At 61.8% G+C, this 19,820-nt stretch carries 21 protein-coding genes and 1 other RNA gene; 17 read left to right on the top strand and 5 right to left on the bottom strand.

Going from position 1 to position 19,820, the window contains the following annotated elements; all coding sequences use genetic code 11:
• Window positions 1-55: 55 nt before the first annotated feature.
• Window positions 56-1,195 (top strand): acyl-CoA dehydrogenase family protein, encoded by a 1,140-nt coding sequence (locus RTH74_RS03865; RefSeq protein ID WP_316913799.1) that lies wholly within the window; start codon window positions 56-58, stop codon window positions 1,193-1,195.
• A gap of 59 nt (window positions 1,196-1,254) precedes the next feature.
• On the opposite strand, the gene RTH74_RS03860 is transcribed toward RTH74_RS03865, so the two are convergent.
• Complete coding sequence (locus tag RTH74_RS03860) at window positions 1,255-2,292, bottom strand: NADP(H)-dependent aldo-keto reductase (RefSeq protein WP_106732765.1); 1,038 nt, start codon at window positions 2,290-2,292, stop codon at window positions 1,255-1,257.
• A gap of 247 nt (window positions 2,293-2,539) precedes the next feature.
• On the opposite strand from RTH74_RS03860, the gene rplM reads away from it, so the two are divergent.
• The 7 genes from rplM to RTH74_RS03825 all read left to right on the top strand — a co-directional run bounded on the left by rplM (window position 2,540) and on the right by RTH74_RS03825 (window position 7,423).
• Complete coding sequence (gene rplM / locus RTH74_RS03855; protein ID WP_037004174.1) at window positions 2,540-2,968, top strand: 50S ribosomal protein L13; 429 nt, start codon at window positions 2,540-2,542, stop codon at window positions 2,966-2,968.
• A gap of 14 nt (window positions 2,969-2,982) precedes the next feature.
• Window positions 2,983-3,375: a 30S ribosomal protein S9 gene (gene rpsI, locus RTH74_RS03850; RefSeq protein ID WP_003459292.1), complete on the top strand. Its 393-nt coding sequence runs from the start codon at window positions 2,983-2,985 to the stop codon at window positions 3,373-3,375.
• 254 nt (window positions 3,376-3,629) lie between these two features.
• The gene (gene petA, locus RTH74_RS03845; RefSeq protein ID WP_099522463.1) at window positions 3,630-4,223 is read left to right on the top strand and encodes a ubiquinol-cytochrome c reductase iron-sulfur subunit; all 594 of its coding nucleotides are present in this window, start codon (window positions 3,630-3,632) and stop codon (window positions 4,221-4,223) included.
• Window positions 4,223-5,434, top strand: coding sequence for a cytochrome b (locus tag RTH74_RS03840; RefSeq protein WP_099522462.1), 1,212 nt, complete (start codon window positions 4,223-4,225; stop codon window positions 5,432-5,434). The genes petA and RTH74_RS03840 overlap by 1 nt, the downstream gene beginning before the upstream one ends.
• Complete coding sequence (locus tag RTH74_RS03835; protein WP_106732766.1) at window positions 5,434-6,213, top strand: cytochrome c1; 780 nt, start codon at window positions 5,434-5,436, stop codon at window positions 6,211-6,213. The genes RTH74_RS03840 and RTH74_RS03835 overlap by 1 nt, the downstream gene beginning before the upstream one ends.
• A gap of 165 nt (window positions 6,214-6,378) precedes the next feature.
• Window positions 6,379-6,996, top strand: a complete 618-nt coding sequence (locus RTH74_RS03830; protein WP_125836004.1) for a glutathione S-transferase N-terminal domain-containing protein — start codon at window positions 6,379-6,381, stop codon at window positions 6,994-6,996.
• A 13-nt stretch (window positions 6,997-7,009) separates the two neighbouring features.
• Window positions 7,010-7,423 (top strand): ClpXP protease specificity-enhancing factor, encoded by a 414-nt coding sequence (locus tag RTH74_RS03825; protein ID WP_316913798.1) that lies wholly within the window; start codon window positions 7,010-7,012, stop codon window positions 7,421-7,423.
• Window positions 7,424-7,471: 48 nt separating this feature from the next.
• Here the strand turns inward: RTH74_RS03825 and RTH74_RS03820 are convergent, their stop codons facing one another.
• From RTH74_RS03820 to RTH74_RS03805, 4 genes are read right to left on the bottom strand one after another with little or no spacing between them, the layout of a single operon-like run.
• Complete coding sequence (locus RTH74_RS03820) at window positions 7,472-8,005, bottom strand: BON domain-containing protein (protein WP_106732769.1); 534 nt, start codon at window positions 8,003-8,005, stop codon at window positions 7,472-7,474.
• Window positions 8,002-8,595 carry a phosphoheptose isomerase gene (locus tag RTH74_RS03815; RefSeq protein WP_099522457.1) on the bottom strand — a complete coding sequence of 198 codons (594 nt, stop codon included), beginning with the start codon at window positions 8,593-8,595 and terminating at the stop codon, window positions 8,002-8,004. Before RTH74_RS03815 ends, RTH74_RS03820 begins: the two co-directional genes overlap by 4 nt.
• 25 nt (window positions 8,596-8,620) lie before the next feature.
• A complete protein-coding gene (locus RTH74_RS03810) occupies window positions 8,621-8,980 on the bottom strand; it encodes a YraN family protein (protein WP_099522456.1) in 360 nt (119 codons plus the stop codon).
• A complete protein-coding gene (locus RTH74_RS03805) occupies window positions 8,977-10,785 on the bottom strand; it encodes a penicillin-binding protein activator (RefSeq protein WP_316913797.1) in 1,809 nt (602 codons plus the stop codon). Before RTH74_RS03805 ends, RTH74_RS03810 begins: the two co-directional genes overlap by 4 nt.
• An 89-nt stretch (window positions 10,786-10,874) precedes the next feature.
• Here RTH74_RS03805 and rsmI point away from each other — a divergent pair, with 89 nt between their 5' ends.
• From rsmI to mraY, 9 genes are all read left to right on the top strand, one after another.
• Window positions 10,875-11,774 carry a 16S rRNA (cytidine(1402)-2'-O)-methyltransferase gene (gene rsmI / locus RTH74_RS03800; RefSeq protein ID WP_099522454.1) on the top strand — a complete coding sequence of 300 codons (900 nt, stop codon included), beginning with the start codon at window positions 10,875-10,877 and terminating at the stop codon, window positions 11,772-11,774.
• A 59-nt stretch (window positions 11,775-11,833) separates the two neighbouring features.
• Window positions 11,834-12,181, top strand: an RNA gene (gene rnpB / locus RTH74_RS03795) — RNase P RNA component class A.
• Window positions 12,182-12,489: 308 nt separating this feature from the next.
• Complete coding sequence (gene mraZ, locus RTH74_RS03790) at window positions 12,490-12,945, top strand: division/cell wall cluster transcriptional repressor MraZ (protein WP_003459315.1); 456 nt, start codon at window positions 12,490-12,492, stop codon at window positions 12,943-12,945.
• A gap of 2 nt (window positions 12,946-12,947) precedes the next feature.
• The gene (gene rsmH / locus RTH74_RS03785; RefSeq protein ID WP_099522453.1) at window positions 12,948-13,892 is read left to right on the top strand and encodes a 16S rRNA (cytosine(1402)-N(4))-methyltransferase RsmH; all 945 of its coding nucleotides are present in this window, start codon (window positions 12,948-12,950) and stop codon (window positions 13,890-13,892) included.
• Window positions 13,889-14,182: a cell division protein FtsL gene (gene ftsL, locus RTH74_RS03780; protein ID WP_099522452.1), complete on the top strand. Its 294-nt coding sequence runs from the start codon at window positions 13,889-13,891 to the stop codon at window positions 14,180-14,182. The genes rsmH and ftsL overlap by 4 nt, the downstream gene beginning before the upstream one ends.
• Window positions 14,179-15,906 (top strand): penicillin-binding protein 2, encoded by a 1,728-nt coding sequence (locus RTH74_RS03775; protein ID WP_316913796.1) that lies wholly within the window; start codon window positions 14,179-14,181, stop codon window positions 15,904-15,906. Before ftsL ends, RTH74_RS03775 begins: the two co-directional genes overlap by 4 nt.
• Window positions 15,906-17,369 (top strand): UDP-N-acetylmuramoyl-L-alanyl-D-glutamate--2,6-diaminopimelate ligase, encoded by a 1,464-nt coding sequence (locus RTH74_RS03770; protein ID WP_316913795.1) that lies wholly within the window; start codon window positions 15,906-15,908, stop codon window positions 17,367-17,369. Before RTH74_RS03775 ends, RTH74_RS03770 begins: the two co-directional genes overlap by 1 nt.
• The gene (locus tag RTH74_RS03765) at window positions 17,362-18,732 is read left to right on the top strand and encodes a UDP-N-acetylmuramoyl-tripeptide--D-alanyl-D-alanine ligase (protein ID WP_316913794.1); all 1,371 of its coding nucleotides are present in this window, start codon (window positions 17,362-17,364) and stop codon (window positions 18,730-18,732) included. Before RTH74_RS03770 ends, RTH74_RS03765 begins: the two co-directional genes overlap by 8 nt.
• Complete coding sequence (mraY, locus tag RTH74_RS03760; protein WP_099522448.1) at window positions 18,733-19,815, top strand: phospho-N-acetylmuramoyl-pentapeptide-transferase; 1,083 nt, start codon at window positions 18,733-18,735, stop codon at window positions 19,813-19,815. It abuts the gene before it with no gap.
• Window positions 19,816-19,820 lie beyond the last annotated feature (5 nt).

Raw genomic sequence — 19,820 nt, 5'->3', positions numbered from 1 at the left:
GCTTGGCTAAAGTCGAGGCCTTGTTTCTCTCTTTGCCTCGGATACAGGTAGCGCCATGATCCCCAGAACGATATTCAGCTCCGACCATGAACTGTTTCGCGACAGCGTGCGCAAGTTTCTCGAGCAGGAGGCCGTTCCCTATCATCATCAGTGGGAAAAAGACGGCCACATTGACCGCGCGTTATGGAACAAGGCTGGCGAGGCCGGCATGCTCTGCTCGCATATCCCCGAAGAGTACGGTGGCATGGCGGCCGACTTCCTCTACAGCGCCGTGGTGATCGAAGAGATCGGGCGTCTGGGGTTGACCGGCATCGGCTTCTCCCTGCATTCGGACATCGTTGCGCCCTACATCCTGCATTACGGCAGTGAAGCGCAGAAGCAGCATTACCTGCCCAAGCTGGTGAGCGGCGAGATGGTTACTGCCATCGCCATGACCGAGCCGGGCGCCGGTTCCGACTTGCAGGGCGTTAAGACCACCGCTGTGCTCGATGGCGACGAGTACGTGATCAACGGCTCGAAGACCTTCATCACCAACGGCTGGCTGGCCGATCTGGTGATCGTCGTGGCCAAGACCGACCCGAAGGCAGGCGCCAAGGGCACCAGTCTGTTCCTGGTCGAGGCCAACACGCCCGGGTTCTCCAAGGGCAAGCGCCTGGAGAAGGTGGGCATGAAGGCGCAGGACACCTCCGAGCTGTTCTTCCAGGATGTGCGCGTACCCAAGGAAAACCTCCTGGGGCAGCCGGGCATGGGCTTCGCTTATCTGATGCAGGAATTGCCGCAGGAGCGCTTGACCGTGGGCATCGGCGCCCTGGCTTCGGCGGAGGCGGCGCTGAAGTGGACGCTCGATTACACCCGCGAGCGCAAGGCCTTCGGCAAGGCGGTGTCGGACTTCCAGAACACCCGCTTCAAGCTGGCCGAGATGGCGACGGAAATTCAGGTCGGCCGGGTATTCGTCGACCGCTGTCTGGAGCTGCACCTGAACGGCAAACTCGATGTGCCCACCGCCGCGATGCTCAAGTACTGGGGGACCGACCTGCAATGCAAGGTGCTCGACGAGTGCGTGCAACTACACGGTGGCTACGGCTACATGTGGGGGTACCCGGTGGCGCGGGCCTGGGCCGATGCGCGGGTGCAGCGCATTTACGCTGGGACCAACGAGATCATGAAGGAGATCATCGCTCGTTCCCTGGTCTGAGGGTGGTTGATGGCAATAAAAAGCCCGGCATTGTGCCGGGCTTTTTATTGCGAGCTGGATCAGGGCGCCGGGTTGGGCTGCGCCTTGTGAATTGCCTCGATACCGGCGATCACTTCATCGGAGAGCTTCAGCTCGGCGCTGGCCAGGTTGCTGTCCAGTTGCTCCAGGCTGGTGGCGCCGATGATGTTGCTGGTCACGAACGGCTGCGCGGTGACGAAGGCCAGGGCCATTTGCGCTGGGTCCAGGCCGTGCTCGCGGGCCAGGGCGACGTAGCGCGAGCAGGCTGCCTCCGACTGTGGGTTGGTATAGCGGGCGAAGCGGCTGAACAGGCTGATGCGTGCGCCAGCCGGACGGGCGCCTCCTTCGTACTTGCCGCTGAGCATGCCAAAGGCCAGTGGCGAGTAGGCCAGCAGGCCGCATTGTTCGCGAATCGCCACTTCCGCCAGACCCACTTCGAAGGCGCGGTTGAGCAGGTTGTAGGGGTTCTGGATCGACACGGCACGCGGCCAGCCACGGCTTTCGGCCAGCTGCAGGAACTTCATGGTGCCCCACGGGGTTTCATTGGACAGGCCGATATGACGAATCTTGCCGGCTTTGACCTGCTCGTCAAGCACTTCCAGGGTTTCTTCCAGCGGCGTGAACTCAACGTCCTTGTGCTTGTAGTCGAGCTGGCCGAAGAAGTTGGTCGGGCGCTCCGGCCAGTGCAACTGATAGAGGTCGATCCAATCGGTCTGCAGGCGTTTGAGGCTGGCATCCAGAGCGGTGACGATGTGCTGGCGGTTGAACTTCAGCTGGCCGTCGCGGATATGGCTGATGCCATTGCCGGGGCCGGCGATCTTGCTGGCCAGAATCCAGTCGGCGCGGTCGCCACGCTGCTTGAAATAGCTGCCGATGATCTGCTCGGTCTTGCTGTAGGTTTCGGCGCGCGGGGGTACCGGATACATCTCGGCGGTGTCGATGAAGTTGATGCCGCTGGCCTTGGCCCGCTCGATCTGGGCATGGCCTTCGCTCTCGCTGTTCTGCTCGCCCCAGGTCATGGTGCCCAGGCACAGTGCGCTGACATCGAGATCGGTTCGGCCTAGCTTGCGGTATTCCATGAGGTGCTCCTTCGGCAAAAGAGTCATACAAGCAGGTTGAAATTTTTTTCGCAATCAGGATAATCCGGCACCTCTTTCTGCGGTGGAAGTGATGCGCCGCCTGCCGAAGAATCTTGCCGTATTGTGGACGCGCTGACCCGAGCCCCCGATAGCGTCCGTATGCGGCTGCCTTTGACTTGTCAAAGTACGCACTATCCAGTAAGATCCGCCGTCTATTTTTGCTGGGCGGCCCCTGAGGCTATAAAGAATGAAAACTTTTACTGCTAAACCGGAAACAGTAAAACGCGATTGGTTCGTCGTTGATGCTGCTGGCAAGACCCTGGGTCGTCTGGCCACCGAAATCGCGAGCCGTCTGCGTGGCAAGCACAAGCCTGAGTACACTCCTCACGTTGATACCGGCGACTACATCGTCGTAATCAATGCCGAGCAGGTGCGTGTGACTGGTGCCAAAACCAGCGACAAGATGTACTACTCCCACTCCGGCTTCCCGGGCGGCATCAAAGAGATCAACTTCGAAAAGCTGATCGCTCGTGCTCCTGAGCGCGTGATCGAGACTGCGGTCAAAGGCATGCTGCCGAAGAACCCGCTGGGTCGCGACATGTATCGTAAGCTGAAGGTGTACAAGGGTGCTGTTCACCCGCACACCGCTCAGCAGCCCCAAGAACTGAAGATTTAACGGAATAGTTCATTATGTCGGCGACTCAAAATTACGGCACTGGCCGTCGCAAGACCGCAACCGCGCGCGTTTTCCTGCGTCCGGGTACTGGTAACATCTCGATCAACAATCGCACCCTGGACACCTTCTTCGGTCGCGAAACCGCTCGCATGGTCGTGCGTCAGCCGCTGGAGCTGACCGAGACCGTCGAGAAGTTCGACATCTTCGTCACCGTTGCTGGTGGTGGTGTCAGTGGTCAAGCTGGTGCTATCCGTCACGGCATCACTCGCGCTCTGATCGAGTACGACGAAACCCTGCGCAGCCCGCTGCGTAAAGCCGGTTACGTTACTCGCGACGCCCGTGAAGTCGAGCGTAAGAAAGTCGGTCTGCGTAAAGCGCGTAAGCGTCCGCAGTACTCGAAGCGTTAATCGCGACTACGCTTCCAAAAGCGCCCAGTTTCCTTACGGAGCTGGGCGTTTTTTATGGGCATGGCAAAATGCTGCGACAACGTGCCGCATACGCGTAAGCCGCATCCTCCAAGGCTTTCGCCGCCCTCTTCGGGGGTAATTACCTTGTCAGAAAAGGGGCTTTTCTTTACCATTTGGCGAATTTTTTGCGCGGCCCGATTTTTACTTAGTAGAGGCCTGAACAACAGGCCACAAAGCTGATGGGAGACGACTGAATGAGCAATGACGGCGTGAATGCAGGCCGGCGTCGCTTCCTGGTTGCAGCCACCTCCGTGGTGGGTGCTGCAGGGGCGGTAGGTGCTGCGACTCCGTTCGTGGGGTCATGGTTCCCCAGTGCAAGGGCCAAGGCGGCCGGTGCACCGGTGAAGGTGAACGTCAGCAAGATCGAGGCGGGTCAGCAGATGGTTGCTGAGTGGCGCGGTCAGCCGGTATTCATCGTGCGCCGCACTGAGGAGATCCTGGCCAACCTGACCAAGATCGAAGGTAGCGTGGCTGACCCCGAATCCGCTGCCTCCGTGCAGCCGGAGTACGTGGACAAGAAGACCCGTTCGATCAAGCCCGAACTGCTGGTCCTGGTTGGCCTGTGCACCCACCTGGGCTGCTCGCCGTCCTTCCGTCCGGAAGTGGCACCGGCCGATATGGGGCCGGATTGGGTTGGCGGTTATTTCTGCCCCTGCCATGGTTCCCGTTACGACCTCGCCGGTCGCGTGTACAAGGCGCAGCCGGCGCCGTTGAACCTGCCGGTGCCGCCATACAGCTACGAGACGGATGACATCATCGTCGTCGGTGTGGACCAGGAGAAGGCCTGATGAGCAAATTCATGGAATGGGTGGATGCGCGCTTCCCCGCCACCAAGATGTGGGAAGATCATCTCTCCAAGTACTACGCACCGAAGAACTTCAACTTCTTCTACTTCTTTGGCTCGCTGGCACTGCTGGTGCTGGTCAACCAGATCGTTACCGGTATCTGGCTGACCATGAGCTTCGAGCCTTCGGCTGAGGGTGCTTTCGCCTCCGTCGAATACATCATGCGTGACGTCGAGTACGGCTGGATCCTGCGCTACCTGCACTCCACCGGCGCTTCGGCGTTCTTCGTGGTGGTCTACCTGCACATGTTCCGTGGCCTGCTCTATGGTTCCTACCAGAAGCCACGTGAGCTGGTGTGGATCTTCGGCATGCTGATCTATCTGGTGCTGATGGCCGAAGCCTTCATGGGCTACCTGCTGCCGTGGGGCCAGATGTCCTACTGGGGCGCCCAGGTGATCATCTCGCTGTTCGGTGCCATTCCGGTGATTGGCGATGACCTGACTCAGTGGATCCGTGGTGACTACCTGATTTCCGGCATCACCCTGAACCGCTTCTTCGCCCTGCACGTGATCGCGCTGCCGATCGTCCTGCTCGGCCTGGTCGTGCTGCACATCCTGGCGTTGCACGAAGTAGGTTCGAACAACCCGGACGGTGTCGACATCAAGAAATTCAAGGACGAGAACGGTGTACCGCTCGACGGCATCGCCTTCCACCCTTACTACACCGTGAAAGATATCGTCGGCGTAGTGGTGTTCCTGTTCGTGTTCTGCTTCGTGGTGTTCTTCTTCCCGGAAATGGGCGGTTACTTCCTCGAGAAGCCGAACTTCGAAGCGGCCAACCCGTTCAAGACACCTGATCACATCGCCCCGGTTTGGTACTTCACCCCGTTCTACGCGATCCTGCGTGCGGTACCGGACAAGCTGCTCGGCGTTATTGCCATGGGCGCTGCCATCGCGGTGCTGTTCGTGCTGCCCTGGCTCGACCGTAGCCCGGTCAAATCCATGCGCTACAAGGGGTGGCTGAGCAAGATCTGGCTGGTGGTGTTCTGCATTTCCTTCGTCATCCTCGGCGTACTGGGTGTGCTGGCTCCGACCCCGGGTCGTACTCTGCTGTCGCAGGTGTGCACCTTCCTGTACTTCGCGTACTTCATCCTGATGCCGTTCTACACCAGGATGGAGAAGACCAAACCGGTTCCGGAAAGGGTGACTGGCTGATGAAAAAGCTCTTCGCTGCATTTGTTTTCGCTGCGCTGCCGGCTCTGGCCATGGGCGCTGCCAGCAACTACCCGCTGGACAAGGTCGACATCGATCTGGCCGACAAGGCTGCCATGCAGGACGGCGCGCGTACCTTCGCCAACTACTGCATGGGCTGCCACTCGGCCCAGTACCAGCGCTACGAGCGTGTTGCCGATGACCTCGGCATCCCGCACGAAATCATGCTGGACAACCTGGTGTTCAACGACGCCAAGATCGGCGACCACATGAAGATCGGCATGAAGCCGGACGACGCCAAAGCCTGGTTCGGTGCTGCTCCGCCCGACCTGACCCTGGTGGCTCGTGTGCGTGGTAACGACTGGCTGTACACCTACCTGCGCACCTTCTACGCAGACCCGAGCCGTCCGCTGGGCGCCAACAACAAGGTGTTCCCGAATGTGGGTATGCCCAACGTGTTGGTTGGCCTGCAAGGTAACCAGGTCATCGGTTGCAAGCAGGTTCAGGTCGTCACCGACGGCAAGAAGCAGTTCGACCCGCTGACCGGTGCACCGATCACGCACGAGGCCTGTGATCAGTTGACCGTCGAGGCGAACACCGGCGCGCTGAGCGAGGCCGAGTTCGACGAGAAGGTGAAGAACCTGGTGACCTTCTTGGCCTACTCGGCCAACCCGGTCAAGCTGAAGTCCCAGCGCATCGGTACCTACGTACTGTTGTACCTGGCGTTCTTCTTCGTATTCGCCTACCTGCTCAAGCGTGAGTACTGGAAGGACGTGCATTAAACCGTTGCGGTTCTCTGCATATACCTGCGCGCCCTTATGGGCGCGCAGGTTTTTGTGCCCTGTCATTCCGGGTGGCCACCTTGCGGTGTGTCACTTGCAACTTCAAGAATTGCCCTTGGCAATTTTCGTGTTTCTACAAAATCAAAAAAAGCGAGGAGGATCGCCATGGCGGTGACCAATAGGTTGACCTGCTACTCCGACCCCGCCGACCACTATTCCCATCGCGTGCGTCTGGTGCTCGCCGAGAAAGGTGTCAGCGTCGAGATCATCGATGTCGAGCAGGGCCGTTGTCCGCCCAAGCTTGCCGAGGTCAATCCCTACGGCAGCGTGCCTACGCTGGTCGATCGTGACCTGGCGCTGTACGAATCGTCCGTGGTGATGGAGTATCTGGACGAGCGCTACCCGCATCCACCACTGCTGCCGGTCTATCCGGTTGCTCGCGCCAACAGCCGTCTGCTGATGCATCGTATCCAGCGTGACTGGTGTGTGCTGGTCGATCGTATTCTCGACAAGCGCAGCAAGGAGGCCGAGCGTCAGTTGGCGCGCAAGGAGCTGCGCGAAAGCCTGACCGGTGTATCGCCGCTATTCGCAGACAAGGCATTCTTTCTCAGTGAAGAGCTGAGCCTGGTGGATTGCTGTCTGTTACCCATTCTCTGGCGTCTGCCTGTTCTGGGTATCGAACTGCCGCGTCCGGCCAAGCCGCTGCTCGACTATATGGAGCGTCAGTTCGCTCGTGAGGCCTTTCAGGCCAGTCTTTCCGCTGCCGAGCGCGCGATGCGCTAAGAAGGAGGAAACCATGAATTCCAGTCGTCCCTATCTGGTTCGCGCCCTCTATGAGTGGATCGTCGACAACGATTGCACGCCGCATCTTCTGGTCAATGCCGAGTATCCGGGGGTCCAGGTGCCGCCTGGCTTTACCAGCGACGGCCAGATCGTGCTCAATGCGTCGCCCAGTGCGGTGCGTCACCTGCACATGGACAATCAGGCGGTGAGTTTCGAAGGGCGCTTCGGCGGCGTTGCGCACAGCCTTTACATTCCGGCGGCGGCGATTCTGGCGATCTATGCGCGGGAGAATGGCCAGGGCATGGTTTTCGACATGGAGCCGTCGATGGCGGGCAGCCCTGAGGAATCGGGGCCGGACGATGATGGGCCGTCTGATGACGAGCCGCCGCGTCCCAGCGGCCGGCCGAGTCTGAAGGTGGTCAAGTAAACAATGAAAAGGGCGCCCATGGGCGCCCTTGTCGTTTCTGCGTTTGGATCAGTTGGTGTATTCGAACAGGCGCACGACCCGCTGCACACCTGACACGCTCTGTACCACGCGGGTAGCGGCGTTGGCTTCTTCGCGGGTGACCAGACCGAGCATGTAGACGATGCCGTTCTCGGTGACGACCTTGACCCGTGCGCTCGGTACGCTGCTGTCGGCCAGCATCTGCGTCTTGATCTTGGTGGTCAGCAGCGAATCGTTGCTGCGTGCCAGCAGGGAGGCGGGTTGCTGCACCTGCAGTTCGTTGTAGACCTTCTTCACGCCCTGTACACCGCGGGCGGTCTGAGCGGCGCGATCCTTGAGTTCGCTACGCGGGGTTTGCCCGGCAAGCAGTATCACGCCGTTATAGCTGGTGACTATGATGCGCGAGGTCGGGGTGGACAGGTCGGCGTGCGCATTGCTGATGCGTGATGCGACTTCCGGACCGAGGAACTGGTCATCGATCTTGTTGCCGATGCTGCGGCTGCCGCAGCCCGCCAGGGTCAGGGTAACGGCCAGAGCGGCCAGAATCAGGGCGGAACGCTTCATTCTTCACTCCCAAACAATTGACTATCGATCAGGTCGCAGAGGCAATGGATAGTCAGCAGATGGACTTCCTGAATGCGTGCGGTGACTTTGGCTGGAACACGGATTTCGACGTCTTCCGGCAGCAATAGCGACGCCATGCCGCCGCCGTCGCGGCCGGTGAGGGCGACCACGGTCATCTCGCGATCATGTGCAGCTTGAATGGCCTGGATGACATTCGCTGAGTTGCCGCTGGTGGATATCGCCAACAGCACATCGCCGGGTTGGCCGAGTGCGCGGATCTGCTTGGAGAATATCTCGTTGTAGCTGTAGTCGTTGGCGATCGAGGTAATGGTCGAGCTGTCGGTGGTCAGGGCGATGGCCGGCAGGCTCGGACGTTCACGCTCGAAGCGGTTGAGCAGCTCGGATGAGAAATGTTGGGCATCACCGGCAGAGCCGCCGTTGCCGCAGGTGAGAATCTTGCCCTCGTTGAGCAGGGCCTGGACCATCACCAGACTGGCGTGCTCGATATAGGGTGCCAGGACGTCCATGGCCTGTTGCTTGGTGTCGATGCTGGCTTGGAACAGTTGGCGGATTCGGGATTGCATGTCCATCGGTTAAACCTTGAATGTACGGCCGTCAGGCATCGAAGGCGTTTTTGATCCAGTCGAGGCGAGTGGCGCCGCCAGTGCTGATGGCGACCACATCGAAGCGGCAGGGGTAGCGGGCCCAGCGTGAGTGTTGCTGAAGGAAGAGTTCGGCGGCGATGACCAGCTTGCCACGCTTGCGCGCATCGATGCTCTCCAGGGCGCCGCCCCAGGCGCTGTGGCGACGGGCGCGGACCTCGACGAATACTACTGTATCGCCGTCAAGCATGACCAGATCGAGCTCGCCACGCCGACAGCTCCAGTTCTGTTCGATCAGTTGCAGGCCGTTACGTTCCAGATGCTGGCGAGCCGCCTGTTCGGCGGCTCGTCCCAGATCGTTGTGTGCGCTCAATTGATGCTGTCGGGGAGGCGTTGCACCTGGCCGCCACGGAACTCGGCCCAGGGCAGCTGGCGCTCGATGCGCTGGGTGGCGTTCAGACTGAGGCTGCCCGACAGGCCGTCGATACGCGACTCCGGCAGTGCCTTGAGCTGGCCCAGACGTGGTGCCAGGCGGTAGGCGTCGGCACCCATGGCATAGAGGCGGCCGAGGCTGCCGCCGGCCTGCGGCCACTGGTTGCTGACCTCCTGACGCAGTGGTGCGTGGGTATCGAGCAGCCAGGGGGTTTCGCAGAAGCGGATGCCTTCCAGGTCCTGATACTGGGCCTGGCTATGAGCACCGGTGAACAGGTGCGAGGTGGCGTAGACCGGCACGTCGCCGGCGTACTGGAAGGCCAGGGTCGGTTTGATCTGCTGGGCCTGTTGCGGGGTGGCGGCGAGGAAGATGAAATCGATGTCCTGGCGGCGCGCCGGCTGTGCATCCAGGCTGGTGCCCAGGGTGTTCTGCAGGCGGCGGGCGCGGGCTTCGCTTTCACGCAGCTGGAACAGATCGGCGATCTGGCGGGCCAGCTCGACCGGTTGATCGACGTGCTCGGCGGCGATCAGGGTGCCGCCCTGCGCCTGCCAGCTCTGGCGGAAGGCATCCAGCACACGGTCGCCCCAGTCGCCGCGCGGCACCAGGGCCACGGCGCGGCGCATGCCGTCGTTCCAGGCGCGGCGAGCTACTTCGCGGGCTTCGTCCTCGGCGGCCAGGCCAAACTGGAACAGTTGTGCCGGACCTTCCTGGCCTGCATCGCTGTAGTTCAGGGCAAGGGTGGTGATTGGCAGTTGCTCGCGGTCGCTGAGCTGCTTGACCAGCGGTTTTTCCAACGGGCCGACTACCAGTTGCACGCCGTCGGCTTGTGCCTGTTGGTAGAAAGCGTCCAGCGAGCCGATGCGGGAGCTGTCGTACAGTTTGATGTCTGGCGGATTCTGTCCAGCTTGCTGGGCTTCGTAATGCGCGGCGAGGAAGCCGTCGCGCAGGGCGCGGGCAACGCTGGCCAGTTGGCCTTCCTGCGGCAGCAGCAGGGCGATGCGGGTCAGTGGCTGGCTGGCCAGTTCGCGCAGTTTGCCGAGGGCCTCGGGCAGTTGTTCGGCAGCCGGGTGCTGCGGATTCTGTGCTACCCACTGGTCGATGGCCGCTTGCTGCTGCTCCAGTGTGGCGCTGCTTTTGGTCACTTGGGCCAGCTCCAGCCAGCCAGCCAGGTCACTGTCGGCCCCGGCGGAGGTTTGCGCCGGCAGGGTGGAGACCAGAGCCCAGATATTCTCGTGGTTGTCGTGGGCGGCCTGGCCGCTCAGCAGGGGGGCGATGAATACGCGTTCGCGGGCGGCGGCCAGGGTCTGACCGTCGGCTTCGAGGGCGCGGGCACGGACCAGTTGGGTGCGGATCTGCTGCTCGACCGGCAGCTCTGCGAGGCGTTCGAAGCTGGAGTGTTGCAGGGCTTTAAGCGCGCTCTTGGGTTGCTTGCGGGCCATCGCCAGCTCGGCCTTGAGGGTGCTGGCGAAGATCTGTTGGGCAGGTTGCAGGCTGGCGATGTCGACCTGCTCGAGAATGCGGGTGGCGCGCGCCACGTCATTCTGCTGGTAACTCTGGTCAGCTGCCGACAGGCGTAGCAGGGCAGCCTGTTCCGGTTTGCTCTCCGCGGCTTGCTGAAGCATCTGCTCGATGCTGGCTTGTGGCGTGCGCGGCAGTTGGCCCAGATTGTTGGAGGGCGAGCTGGCGCAGGCGGCGAGCAGGCCGGCCAGAAAAAGAGCAGACAGAGGGCGCAGGCTAGCGATCATCGGGTCATCCTGATACTTGAGCAAAACGAGCGGCGATTGTACCCAAGGGGCGACATCCGTGCGATGCCACTGGGGCGGAACCGGCTAGAATGAGCGCTCTTTCAATTAACGAGGTGTTTCCAGTGAGTCAGCCCGCAGTCGCAAGCGTCCAGCCAGGCAGCCTATATGTGGTCGCCACGCCTATTGGCAATCTGGATGACATCAGCGCGCGGGCCTTGCGGATTCTGCGTGAGGTGGCGCTGATCGCGGCGGAGGACACCCGGCACTCGGCGCGCCTGCTGCAGCATTTCGGCATCGAGACGCCTCTGGCTGCCTGTCATGAGCACAACGAACGCGATCAGGGTGGCCGCTTTCTGGCGCGGCTGCAGGCAGGCGAGGATGTGGCGTTGATTTCCGATGCGGGCACGCCGCTGATCTCCGATCCGGGTTATCACCTGGTGCGTCAGGCGCGTGCCGCAGGCGTCGCGGTGGTGCCGGTGCCCGGTGCCTGTGCCTTGATCGCGGCACTGTCGGCCGCTGGTCTGCCGTCGGATCGCTTTATCTTCGAGGGCTTTCTGCCGGCCAAGGCGGCGGGGCGCCGTGCGCGTCTGGAGCAAGTGCGGGAAGAGCCGCGTACGCTGATCTTCTATGAGGCGCCGCACCGTATTCTCGAATGTCTGCAGGATATGCGTGATGTGTTTGGCGGTGATCGCCCTGCACTGCTGGCGCGCGAGCTGACCAAGACCTTCGAGACCCTGCAGGGGCTGCCGCTGGCCGAGCTGAGCGAGTGGGTGGCTGCAGACAGCAATCAGCAGCGCGGCGAGTGCGTAGTGCTGGTGGCAGGCTGGCAGGCGCCGGAGGGCGAGGAAGCAGTCAGCGCCGAAGCCCTGCGGGTGCTCGATCTGCTGATGGCGGAAATGCCGCTCAAGCGGGCCGCGGCGCTGGCGGCGGAGATCACCGGAGTGCGCAAGAATCTGCTTTACCAAGTCGCCTTGGAGCGTAAGGCCTAGCGCGTTCGCCATCGGTCTAGCTTGCAGCTTGCCATCACGCCCGGTACCCTTGCCGGCGGAGAGTCGATCGGACAGTCGCTGCCTTCGCAAGAAGGGGGAGGAAAGTCCGGGCTCCATAGGGCGGAGTGCCAGGTAACGCCTGGGGGGCGTGAGCCTACGGAAAGTGCCACAGAAAATAACCGCCTAAGCGCTTCGGCGCCGGTAAGGGTGAAAAGGTGCGGTAAGAGCGCACCGCACGGCTGGCAACAGTCCGTGGCTAGGTAAACCCCACTCGGAGCAAGACCAAATAGGGTTCCATCGGCGTGGCCCGCGCTGGAACCGGGTAGGTTGCTAAAGGCGTGCAGTGATGTACGTCGTAGAGGAATGACTGTCCTCGACAGAACCCGGCTTACAGATCGACTCTCCTCCTTCCTTTCTCGTGTTGTGCTTCTATCTCCCTCCTGTTTGATACCGAAAAATTCTTACTCTTAACAAATTACTTTAAGTTCGAATTTCAGCTGGCTGGAATGGTTGAGATTTATCTGCAAAAAGCCGGTTCCGGCATCCCTTTTCCCCTCGCTTTTGTTCGCTAAATCTCCGTCCTGTAAGGATTTTTCCCTTCTGGAGCGCCTTGACGGTGGGGCGTGCGCGTTCCTATAGTGTGCGCAAGTGGTAAGAAGTGGCACGAAGTGGGTTTTTTTGGGCATGGAAAGCTAATTACAGGGGAAGCGCAGCCGTGTTTCGCGGAGCTAACGCCATCAGTCTCGACGCCAAAGGGCGCCTCGCGATGCCGAGTCGGTATCGTGACGAGCTCGTTGCGCGTTGCAGTGGCCAGCTCATCGTGACCATCGACGCCGTTGACCCCTGTCTTTGCGTTTATCCACTGGCCGAGTGGGAGCTGATCGAGAACAAGCTGCGTGAGCTGGCTTCCTTTCGTGAAGAGAACCGCCGCCTGCAGCGTCTTCTGATCGGTAATGCCGTCGATCTCGAGCTGGATGCCAGTGGCCGCTTTCTGGTGCCGCCGCGTTTGCGTGAATACGCCAAGCTGGACAAGCGAGCGATGCTCGTCGGTCAGCTGAACAAGTTTCAACTCTGGGATGAAGATTCCTGGAATGCCGTAGCCGAAGCCGACCTCGCTGCCATCAAGCAGCCGGGCGCCCTTTCCGATGACCTGCGTGACCTGATCCTGTGACCATGACCGATAGCAACTTCCGCCATATCACCGTGCTGCTCGACGAAGCCGTCGAGGGGCTGGCTGTGCGCGGTGATGGTCGTTATATGGATGGCACCTTCGGCCGTGGCGGGCACAGTCGGCTGATCCTGCAGAAGCTCGGGCCAGATGGACGGCTCTTGGGGTTCGACAAGGATCCCCTGGCGATAGCCACCGGAGAAGCATTGGCGGCCGAAGACGGCCGCTTTGTCGTTGTGCAGCGCAGTTTTGCGGAACTTGGCGAAGAAGCTGTTGTCCGCGGCATCAGTGGTCAGGTCTCCGGCATTCTTCTCGATCTCGGAGTGTCGTCGCCGCAACTGGATGACCCTGAGCGTGGCTTCAGCTTCCTTAATGACGGCCCGCTGGACATGCGCATGAATCCGGACGTCGGCGTCAGCGCCGCTGACTGGATCGCCACGGCGGATGAAGACGAAATCGCCCGTGTGCTCAAGGATTACGGCGAGGAACGCTTCGCCAAACGTATGGCGCGTGCCGTGGTGCAGCGCCGCGCCGAGCAGCCATTCACCCGCACCGCTGATCTGGCGCAGGTGCTGACCGTTGCCAATCCGGCCTGGGAAAAGGGCAAGAATCCAGCCACTCGCGCCTTCCAGGGCATCCGCATATACGTCAACAACGAGCTCGGTGATCTCGAGCGCGGCCTCGAAGCAGCGCTCGAGACGCTGGAAGTAGGCGGCCGTCTGGTGGTGATCAGCTTCCACTCGCTGGAAGATCGCATCGTCAAACAGTTCATGAAGCGTCAGGCCAAGGGCGAGGCGGACAAGCTGCCGCGTGACCTGCCAATCATTCCGAAAGCCTTCGAGCCGCGTCTGAAGCTGATCGGCAAGCCGGTCTACGCCGCTGAGGCCGAACTCAAAGCCAATCCGCGCTCGCGCAGCGCGGTGATGCGCATCGCGGAGAAGTTGCGGTGAGCCGTCGGCTGATCAAGTCCATGCCCAACGGCAGCTTCCTGATGCTGCTGTTGTTCATCGCCATCCTGGTTTCCGCAGTGGCGGTGTCGTACAGCGCGCATTGGAATCGTCAGCTGCTCAATGATCTGTACGGCGAGCTGAGCGTGCGCGATAAGACTCAGGCCGAGTGGGGGCGACTGATTCTCGAACAAAGTACCTGGACCGCACACAACCGCATCGAAGCGCTGGCCAGCGAGCAGCTGAAAATGCACATCCCTGACCCTGCCGCCGTGCGCATGGTGCGTCCATGATCGGGCTCGAAGGCGCACTCTACCCGTGGCGCTTCCGTCTGGTGCTGGTGTTGCTGGCGCTGATGGTCGGCGCCATCGCCTGGCGCATGCTCGATCTGCAGGTGCTCGATCATGACTTCCTCAAAGCGCATGGCGATGCCCGCAGCGTCCGGCATATCCCGATTCCTGCGCACCGCGGCCTGATCACCGACCGCAATGGTGAACCGTTGGCCGTCAGTACCCCTGTCACCACGCTCTGGGCCAATGGCAAGGAACTGCAGGCTGGTCGTGAGCAGTGGCCAGCGTTGGCTGCTGCCCTGGGGCAGGACCCGGCCAACTTCGCCGCACGTCTGGAGCAGAACAAAGAGCGCGAGTTCATGTATCTGGTGCGTGGCCTGACCCCGGAAAACGGTCAGCGCGTGCTGGACCTGAAAGTGCCGGGCGTTTATGCCATCGAAGAATTCCGCCGCTTCTATCCGGCTGGCGAAGTGGCGGCTCATGTCGTCGGCTTCACTGATATCGATGATCGCGGTCGTGAAGGCATGGAGCTGGCCTACGAAGACTGGCTGGCCGGTGTGCCAGGCAAGCGTCAGGTGCTCAAGGATCGCCGTGGCAAGTTGATCAAGGATGTCCAGGTCGCGCAGAACGCCAAGGCTGGCAAAGCCTTGGCGTTGTCCATTGACCTGCGTTTGCAGTATCTGGCCCATCGTGAGCTGCGCAATGCGCTGCTGGAAAACGATGCCAAGGCCGGCAGCCTGGTGATGGTCGACGTGAAGACCGGCGAAGTGCTGGCGATGGTCAACCATCCCACCTACAACCCGAACAATCGCCGCAACCTGACCCCGGCAGCCATGCGCAACCGCGCCATGATCGATGTGTTCGAGCCCGGCTCTACCATCAAGCCGCTGTCGATGTCCGCTGCGCTGGAGACCGGTCGCTGGAAGCCCAGCGACATAGTTCAGGTTGGCAACGGCACCCTGCAGATCGGCCGGTACAGCATTCGTGACGTTTCCCGCACGCAAGGCCCTGCGTTGGACCTGACCGGCATCCTGATCAACTCCAGCAACGTCGGCATGAGCAAGATCGCGTTCGACGTGGGTGGAGAGAATATCCATCACGTGCTGAGCAATCTGGGCTTCGGTCGCGATACCGGCCTGGGTTTCCCGGGTGAGCGTGTCGGCAATCTGCCCAACCATCGCAAATGGCGTGAGGCGGAGACCGCCACGCTGTCCTATGGCTACGGCCTTTCGGTGACTGCCGTGCAGTTGGCGCACGCCTACGCGGCGCTGGCCAATGGCGGCGGCATGACGCCGCTGTCGATGATTCGCGTGGACAGTAAGCCGAGCGCCATGCAGGTCATGTCACCCGACGTGGCCAAGACCCTGCAGGGCATGCTGCAGCAGGTGGTCGAGGCGCCGCGCGGCGTGTTCCGTGCTCAGGTGCCGGGTTACCACGTGGCCGGTAAGAGTGGTACCGCGCGTAAGACCAATGCTGGTGCCAAGGGCTACCAGAGTAACTCCTACCGGTCTCTGTTCGCCGGCTTCGCCCCAGCGCAGGACCCGCGCATTGCTCTGGTCGTCGTCATCGATGAGCCCGGCAAGGGCGCTTACTACGGCGGCCTGATTTCCGCGCCAGTGTTCAGCCGGGTGATGGCGGGTTCGCTGCGCCTAATGAACATTGCGCCAGACAATCTGCCGCCACCCGAGCAGAAGATGGCCGTTGTTGGACAGGGAGGGCGCAACTGATGCCCATGCCGCTCAATCAATTGTTGCCAGCTGCCGAGGGCAGCGTGCTGATTCGTGAACTGACCCTGGACAGCCGCAAGGTGCGTCCGGGTGACCTGTTCCTGGCTGTGCCGGGCACCCAGCAGGATGGCCGCGTGCACATCGCCGATGCCATCGCCCGCGGTGCGGTAGCAGTGGCCTTCGAGGCCGAAGGCGCTGCGCCCATGCATGCCGAAAGTGCGGTGTTGGTGCCGGTCAAGGGTCTCGCTGGACAGCTGTCTGCCATCGCCGGGCGTTTCTATGGCGAACCGAGCCGTGCCCTGCATCTGGTCGGCGTTACCGGCACCAATGGCAAGACCAGCGTCAGCCAATTGCTGGCCCAGGCATTGGATCTGCTCGGTCAGCCCTGCGGCATCGTCGGTACCCTGGGCACTGGATTCTATGGCGCGCTGGAGCAGGGCAAACACACCACCCCTGATCCGGTCGGCGTGCAGGCCACCCTGGCCTCGCTCAAGCAGGCCGGCGCTCGCGCTGTAGCGATGGAAGTTTCTTCTCATGGCCTGGACCAGGGCCGTGTCGCGGCGCTGGAATTCGATATTGCGGTGTTCACCAATCTGTCGCGTGATCACCTCGATTATCACGGCAGCATGGAGACTTATGGCGCGGCCAAGGCCAAGCTGTTCGCCTGGCCAAATCTGCGTTGCCGGGTGATCAACCTCGATGACGCCTTCGGTCGTGAGTTGGCCGGGCAAGCGCACGAGTCGCGCCTGATCGGCTACAGCCTGAATGATGCCGGCGCCTTCCTTTATTGCAGCGAAGCGCACTTCGACGATCACGGCGTACGCGCACGTCTGGTGACCCCGCGTGGCGAAGGCGTGCTGCGCAGCAATCTGCTTGGTCGCTTCAACCTCAGTAATCTGTTGGCAGTGGTCGGTGCGCTGCTGGGGCTGGACTACGGCCTCGACGAGATTCTCAAGGTTCTGCCGCAACTGCAGGGGCCGGCTGGCCGCATGCAACGCCTCGGTGGCGGCGACAAGCCCTTGGTGGTGGTCGACTACGCGCACACCCCGGATGCGCTGGAAAAAGTTCTCGAAGCCATGCGTCCACACGTCGAAGGTCGCCTGGTGTGCCTGTTCGGTTGTGGCGGTGATCGTGACCGCGGCAAGCGTCCGCTGATGGCTGCGGTTGCCGAGCGGTTGGCCGATGTGGTCTGGGTGACCGATGACAACCCGCGTACGGAAGAGCCGGCGCAGATCGTTGCCGATATTCGCGCAGGCTTCGCCGCGCCGGAGCAGGTGCAATTCATTCACGGCCGTGGCGATGCCATCGCACGGCTGATCGCCCAGGCTGAAGTCGCCGACGTGCTGGTGTTGGCTGGTAAGGGCCACGAGGATTACCAGGAAATCATGGGTGTGCGTCAGCCGTTCTCCGACCTGATCGAAGCGAACAAGGCTCTGACGGCCTGGGAGGCGACTCATGCTTAAGCCTTGGCTGCTCAGCGAAGTCGCCGCCGACCTGAGCGCGCGCGTGATCGGCGCCGATGTGGCGTTCTCCGCCGTTGGTAGCGACAGTCGCACCATCGCTGCGGGTCAGTTGTTCGTGGCGTTGACCGGTCCACGCTTCGACGGGCATGACTATCTGGCCGAAGTCGCTGCCAAGGGCGCGGTCGCCGCGCTGGTCGAGCGTGAAGTGGCGAATGCCCCGTTGCCACAATTGCTGGTGGCTGACACCCGCCTGGCCCTCGGCCAACTTGGGGCGTTGAATCGTCAGGCTTTCACCGGCCCGCTGGCTGCCGTAACGGGTTCCAGTGGCAAGACCAGCGTCAAGGAAATGCTCGCCGCCATCCTGCGTGCCGGCTTGAACGGTGCGGTACTGGCCACTCGCGGCAACCTCAACAACGATCTTGGTGCGCCATTGACTCTGTTGGAGTTGGCGCCGGAGCATCGCGCCGGGATGATCGAGCTGGGCGCCAACCATGTGGGTGAAATCGCCTACACCGTGAGCCTCACCCGGCCGCAGGTAGCGATCATCACCAATGCCGGTAATGCCCACGTCGGCGAGTTCGGCGGCCCGGAAAAGATCGTCGAGGCCAAGGGCGAGATCCTCGAAGGCCTGCCGAACGATGGCGTGGCCGTGCTCAACCTGGACGACAAGGCCTTCATCACCTGGCAGCGCCGCGCAGCCGGACGCAAGGTGCTGAGTTTTGCCTTGCGCGACACCCGCGCGGACTTCCACGGCAGCGATCTGGCCCGCGACGAGCGTGGCTGCCAGGGCTTCACCCTGCGTAGCCCGGCCGGTAGCGCACGCATTCAACTCAACCTGCTGGGCGAGCATAACGTGGCCAATGCGCTGGCTGCCTGTACTGCCGCTCATGCCCTGGGTATGCCGTTGGTCGCCATGGTCGAGGGCCTGGAAAACCTGCAGCCGGTCAAAGGCCGCGCCGTAGCGCAGCTGGCGCCGAACGGCGTGCGAGTCATCGATGACAGTTACAACGCCAACCCGGTGTCCATGTGCGCGGCGGTGGATATACTCGCCGGCTTCTCCGGTCGCACCGTTCTGGTGCTGGGAGACATGGGCGAGCTGGGCGAGTGGGCTGAACAGGGCCATCGCGATGTCGGCCGCCATGCCGCGGGCAAGGTCGATGCACTGTATGCCGTCGGCCCGCTTATGCGTTTTGCGGTCGAGGAGTTTGGCTCAAAAGGCCGTCACTTCGTCGATCAAGCCGAGCTGATCGAAGCGCTTCGCGCCGAGCAGGCCGGCAGCACACTACTAATCAAGGGTTCACGCAGCGCTGCCATGGACAAGGTCGTGGCGGCGCTGTGTGGCGTATCTGGGGAGATTCACTAAATGCTGCTGCTGCTGGCGGAGTACCTGCAACAGTTTCACAAGGGCTTCGCGGTCTTTCAGTACCTGACTCTGCGCGGCATCCTCGGCGTGCTCACCGCCCTGGCGCTGTCGCTGTGGCTCGGCCCGTGGATGATCCGCACCCTGCAGGTGCGTCAGATCGGCCAATCCGTGCGCAACGATGGTCCGCAGTCGCACCTGTCGAAGAAAGGCACGCCGACCATGGGCGGCGCGCTGATCCTCACCGCCATCGCCGTCAGTACCCTGCTCTGGGCCGACCTGTCCAACCGCTATGTGTGGGTGGTGCTGGCCGTGACGTTGGCGTTTGGTGCCATTGGCTGGGTCGACGACTACCGCAAGGTGATCGAGAAGAACTCGCGTGGCCTGCCGAGCCGCTGGAAGTATTTCTGGCAGTCGGTGTTTGGCCTCGCTGCGGCCGTCTTCCTTTATATGACCGCGCAAAGCCCGGTGGAGACCACCCTGATCCTGCCGCTGCTCAAGGATGTCGCCATTCCCCTGGGCGCCGGCTTCGTGGTGCTGACCTACTTCGTCATCGTCGGTACCAGTAATGCGGTGAACCTAACCGACGGTCTCGACGGTCTGGCCATTCTGCCGACCGTGATGGTCGGCGGTGCGCTCGGGATCTTCTGCTACCTGTCGGGCAACGTGAACTTCGCCGAATACCTGCTGATTCCGTACGTTCCGGGTTCTGGTGAGTTGATCGTGTTCTGCGCCGCGCTGGTCGGTGCCGGTCTGGGCTTTCTGTGGTTCAACACCTACCCGGCGCAGGTGTTCATGGGCGATGTCGGCGCGCTGGCGCTCGGCGCTGCGCTGGGCACTATCGCCGTGATCGTCCGCCAGGAAGTCGTGCTGTTCATCATGGGCGGGGTGTTCGTGATGGAAACCCTGTCGGTGATCATCCAGGTCGCCAGCTTCAAGCTGACCGGCAAGCGCGTGTTCCGCATGGCGCCGATTCATCACCATTTCGAACTCAAGGGCTGGCCTGAGCCGCGCGTGATCGTCCGTTTCTGGATCATCACCGTGATTCTCGTGCTGATCGGCTTGGCCACCCTGAAACTGAGGTAATGAGC

Source organism: Pseudomonas sp. zfem001, assembly GCF_032621725.1.
Lineage (GTDB): Bacteria > Pseudomonadota > Gammaproteobacteria > Pseudomonadales > Pseudomonadaceae > Aquipseudomonas > Aquipseudomonas sediminis.
This window is presented reverse-complemented; position numbering and strand designations above follow the sequence as displayed.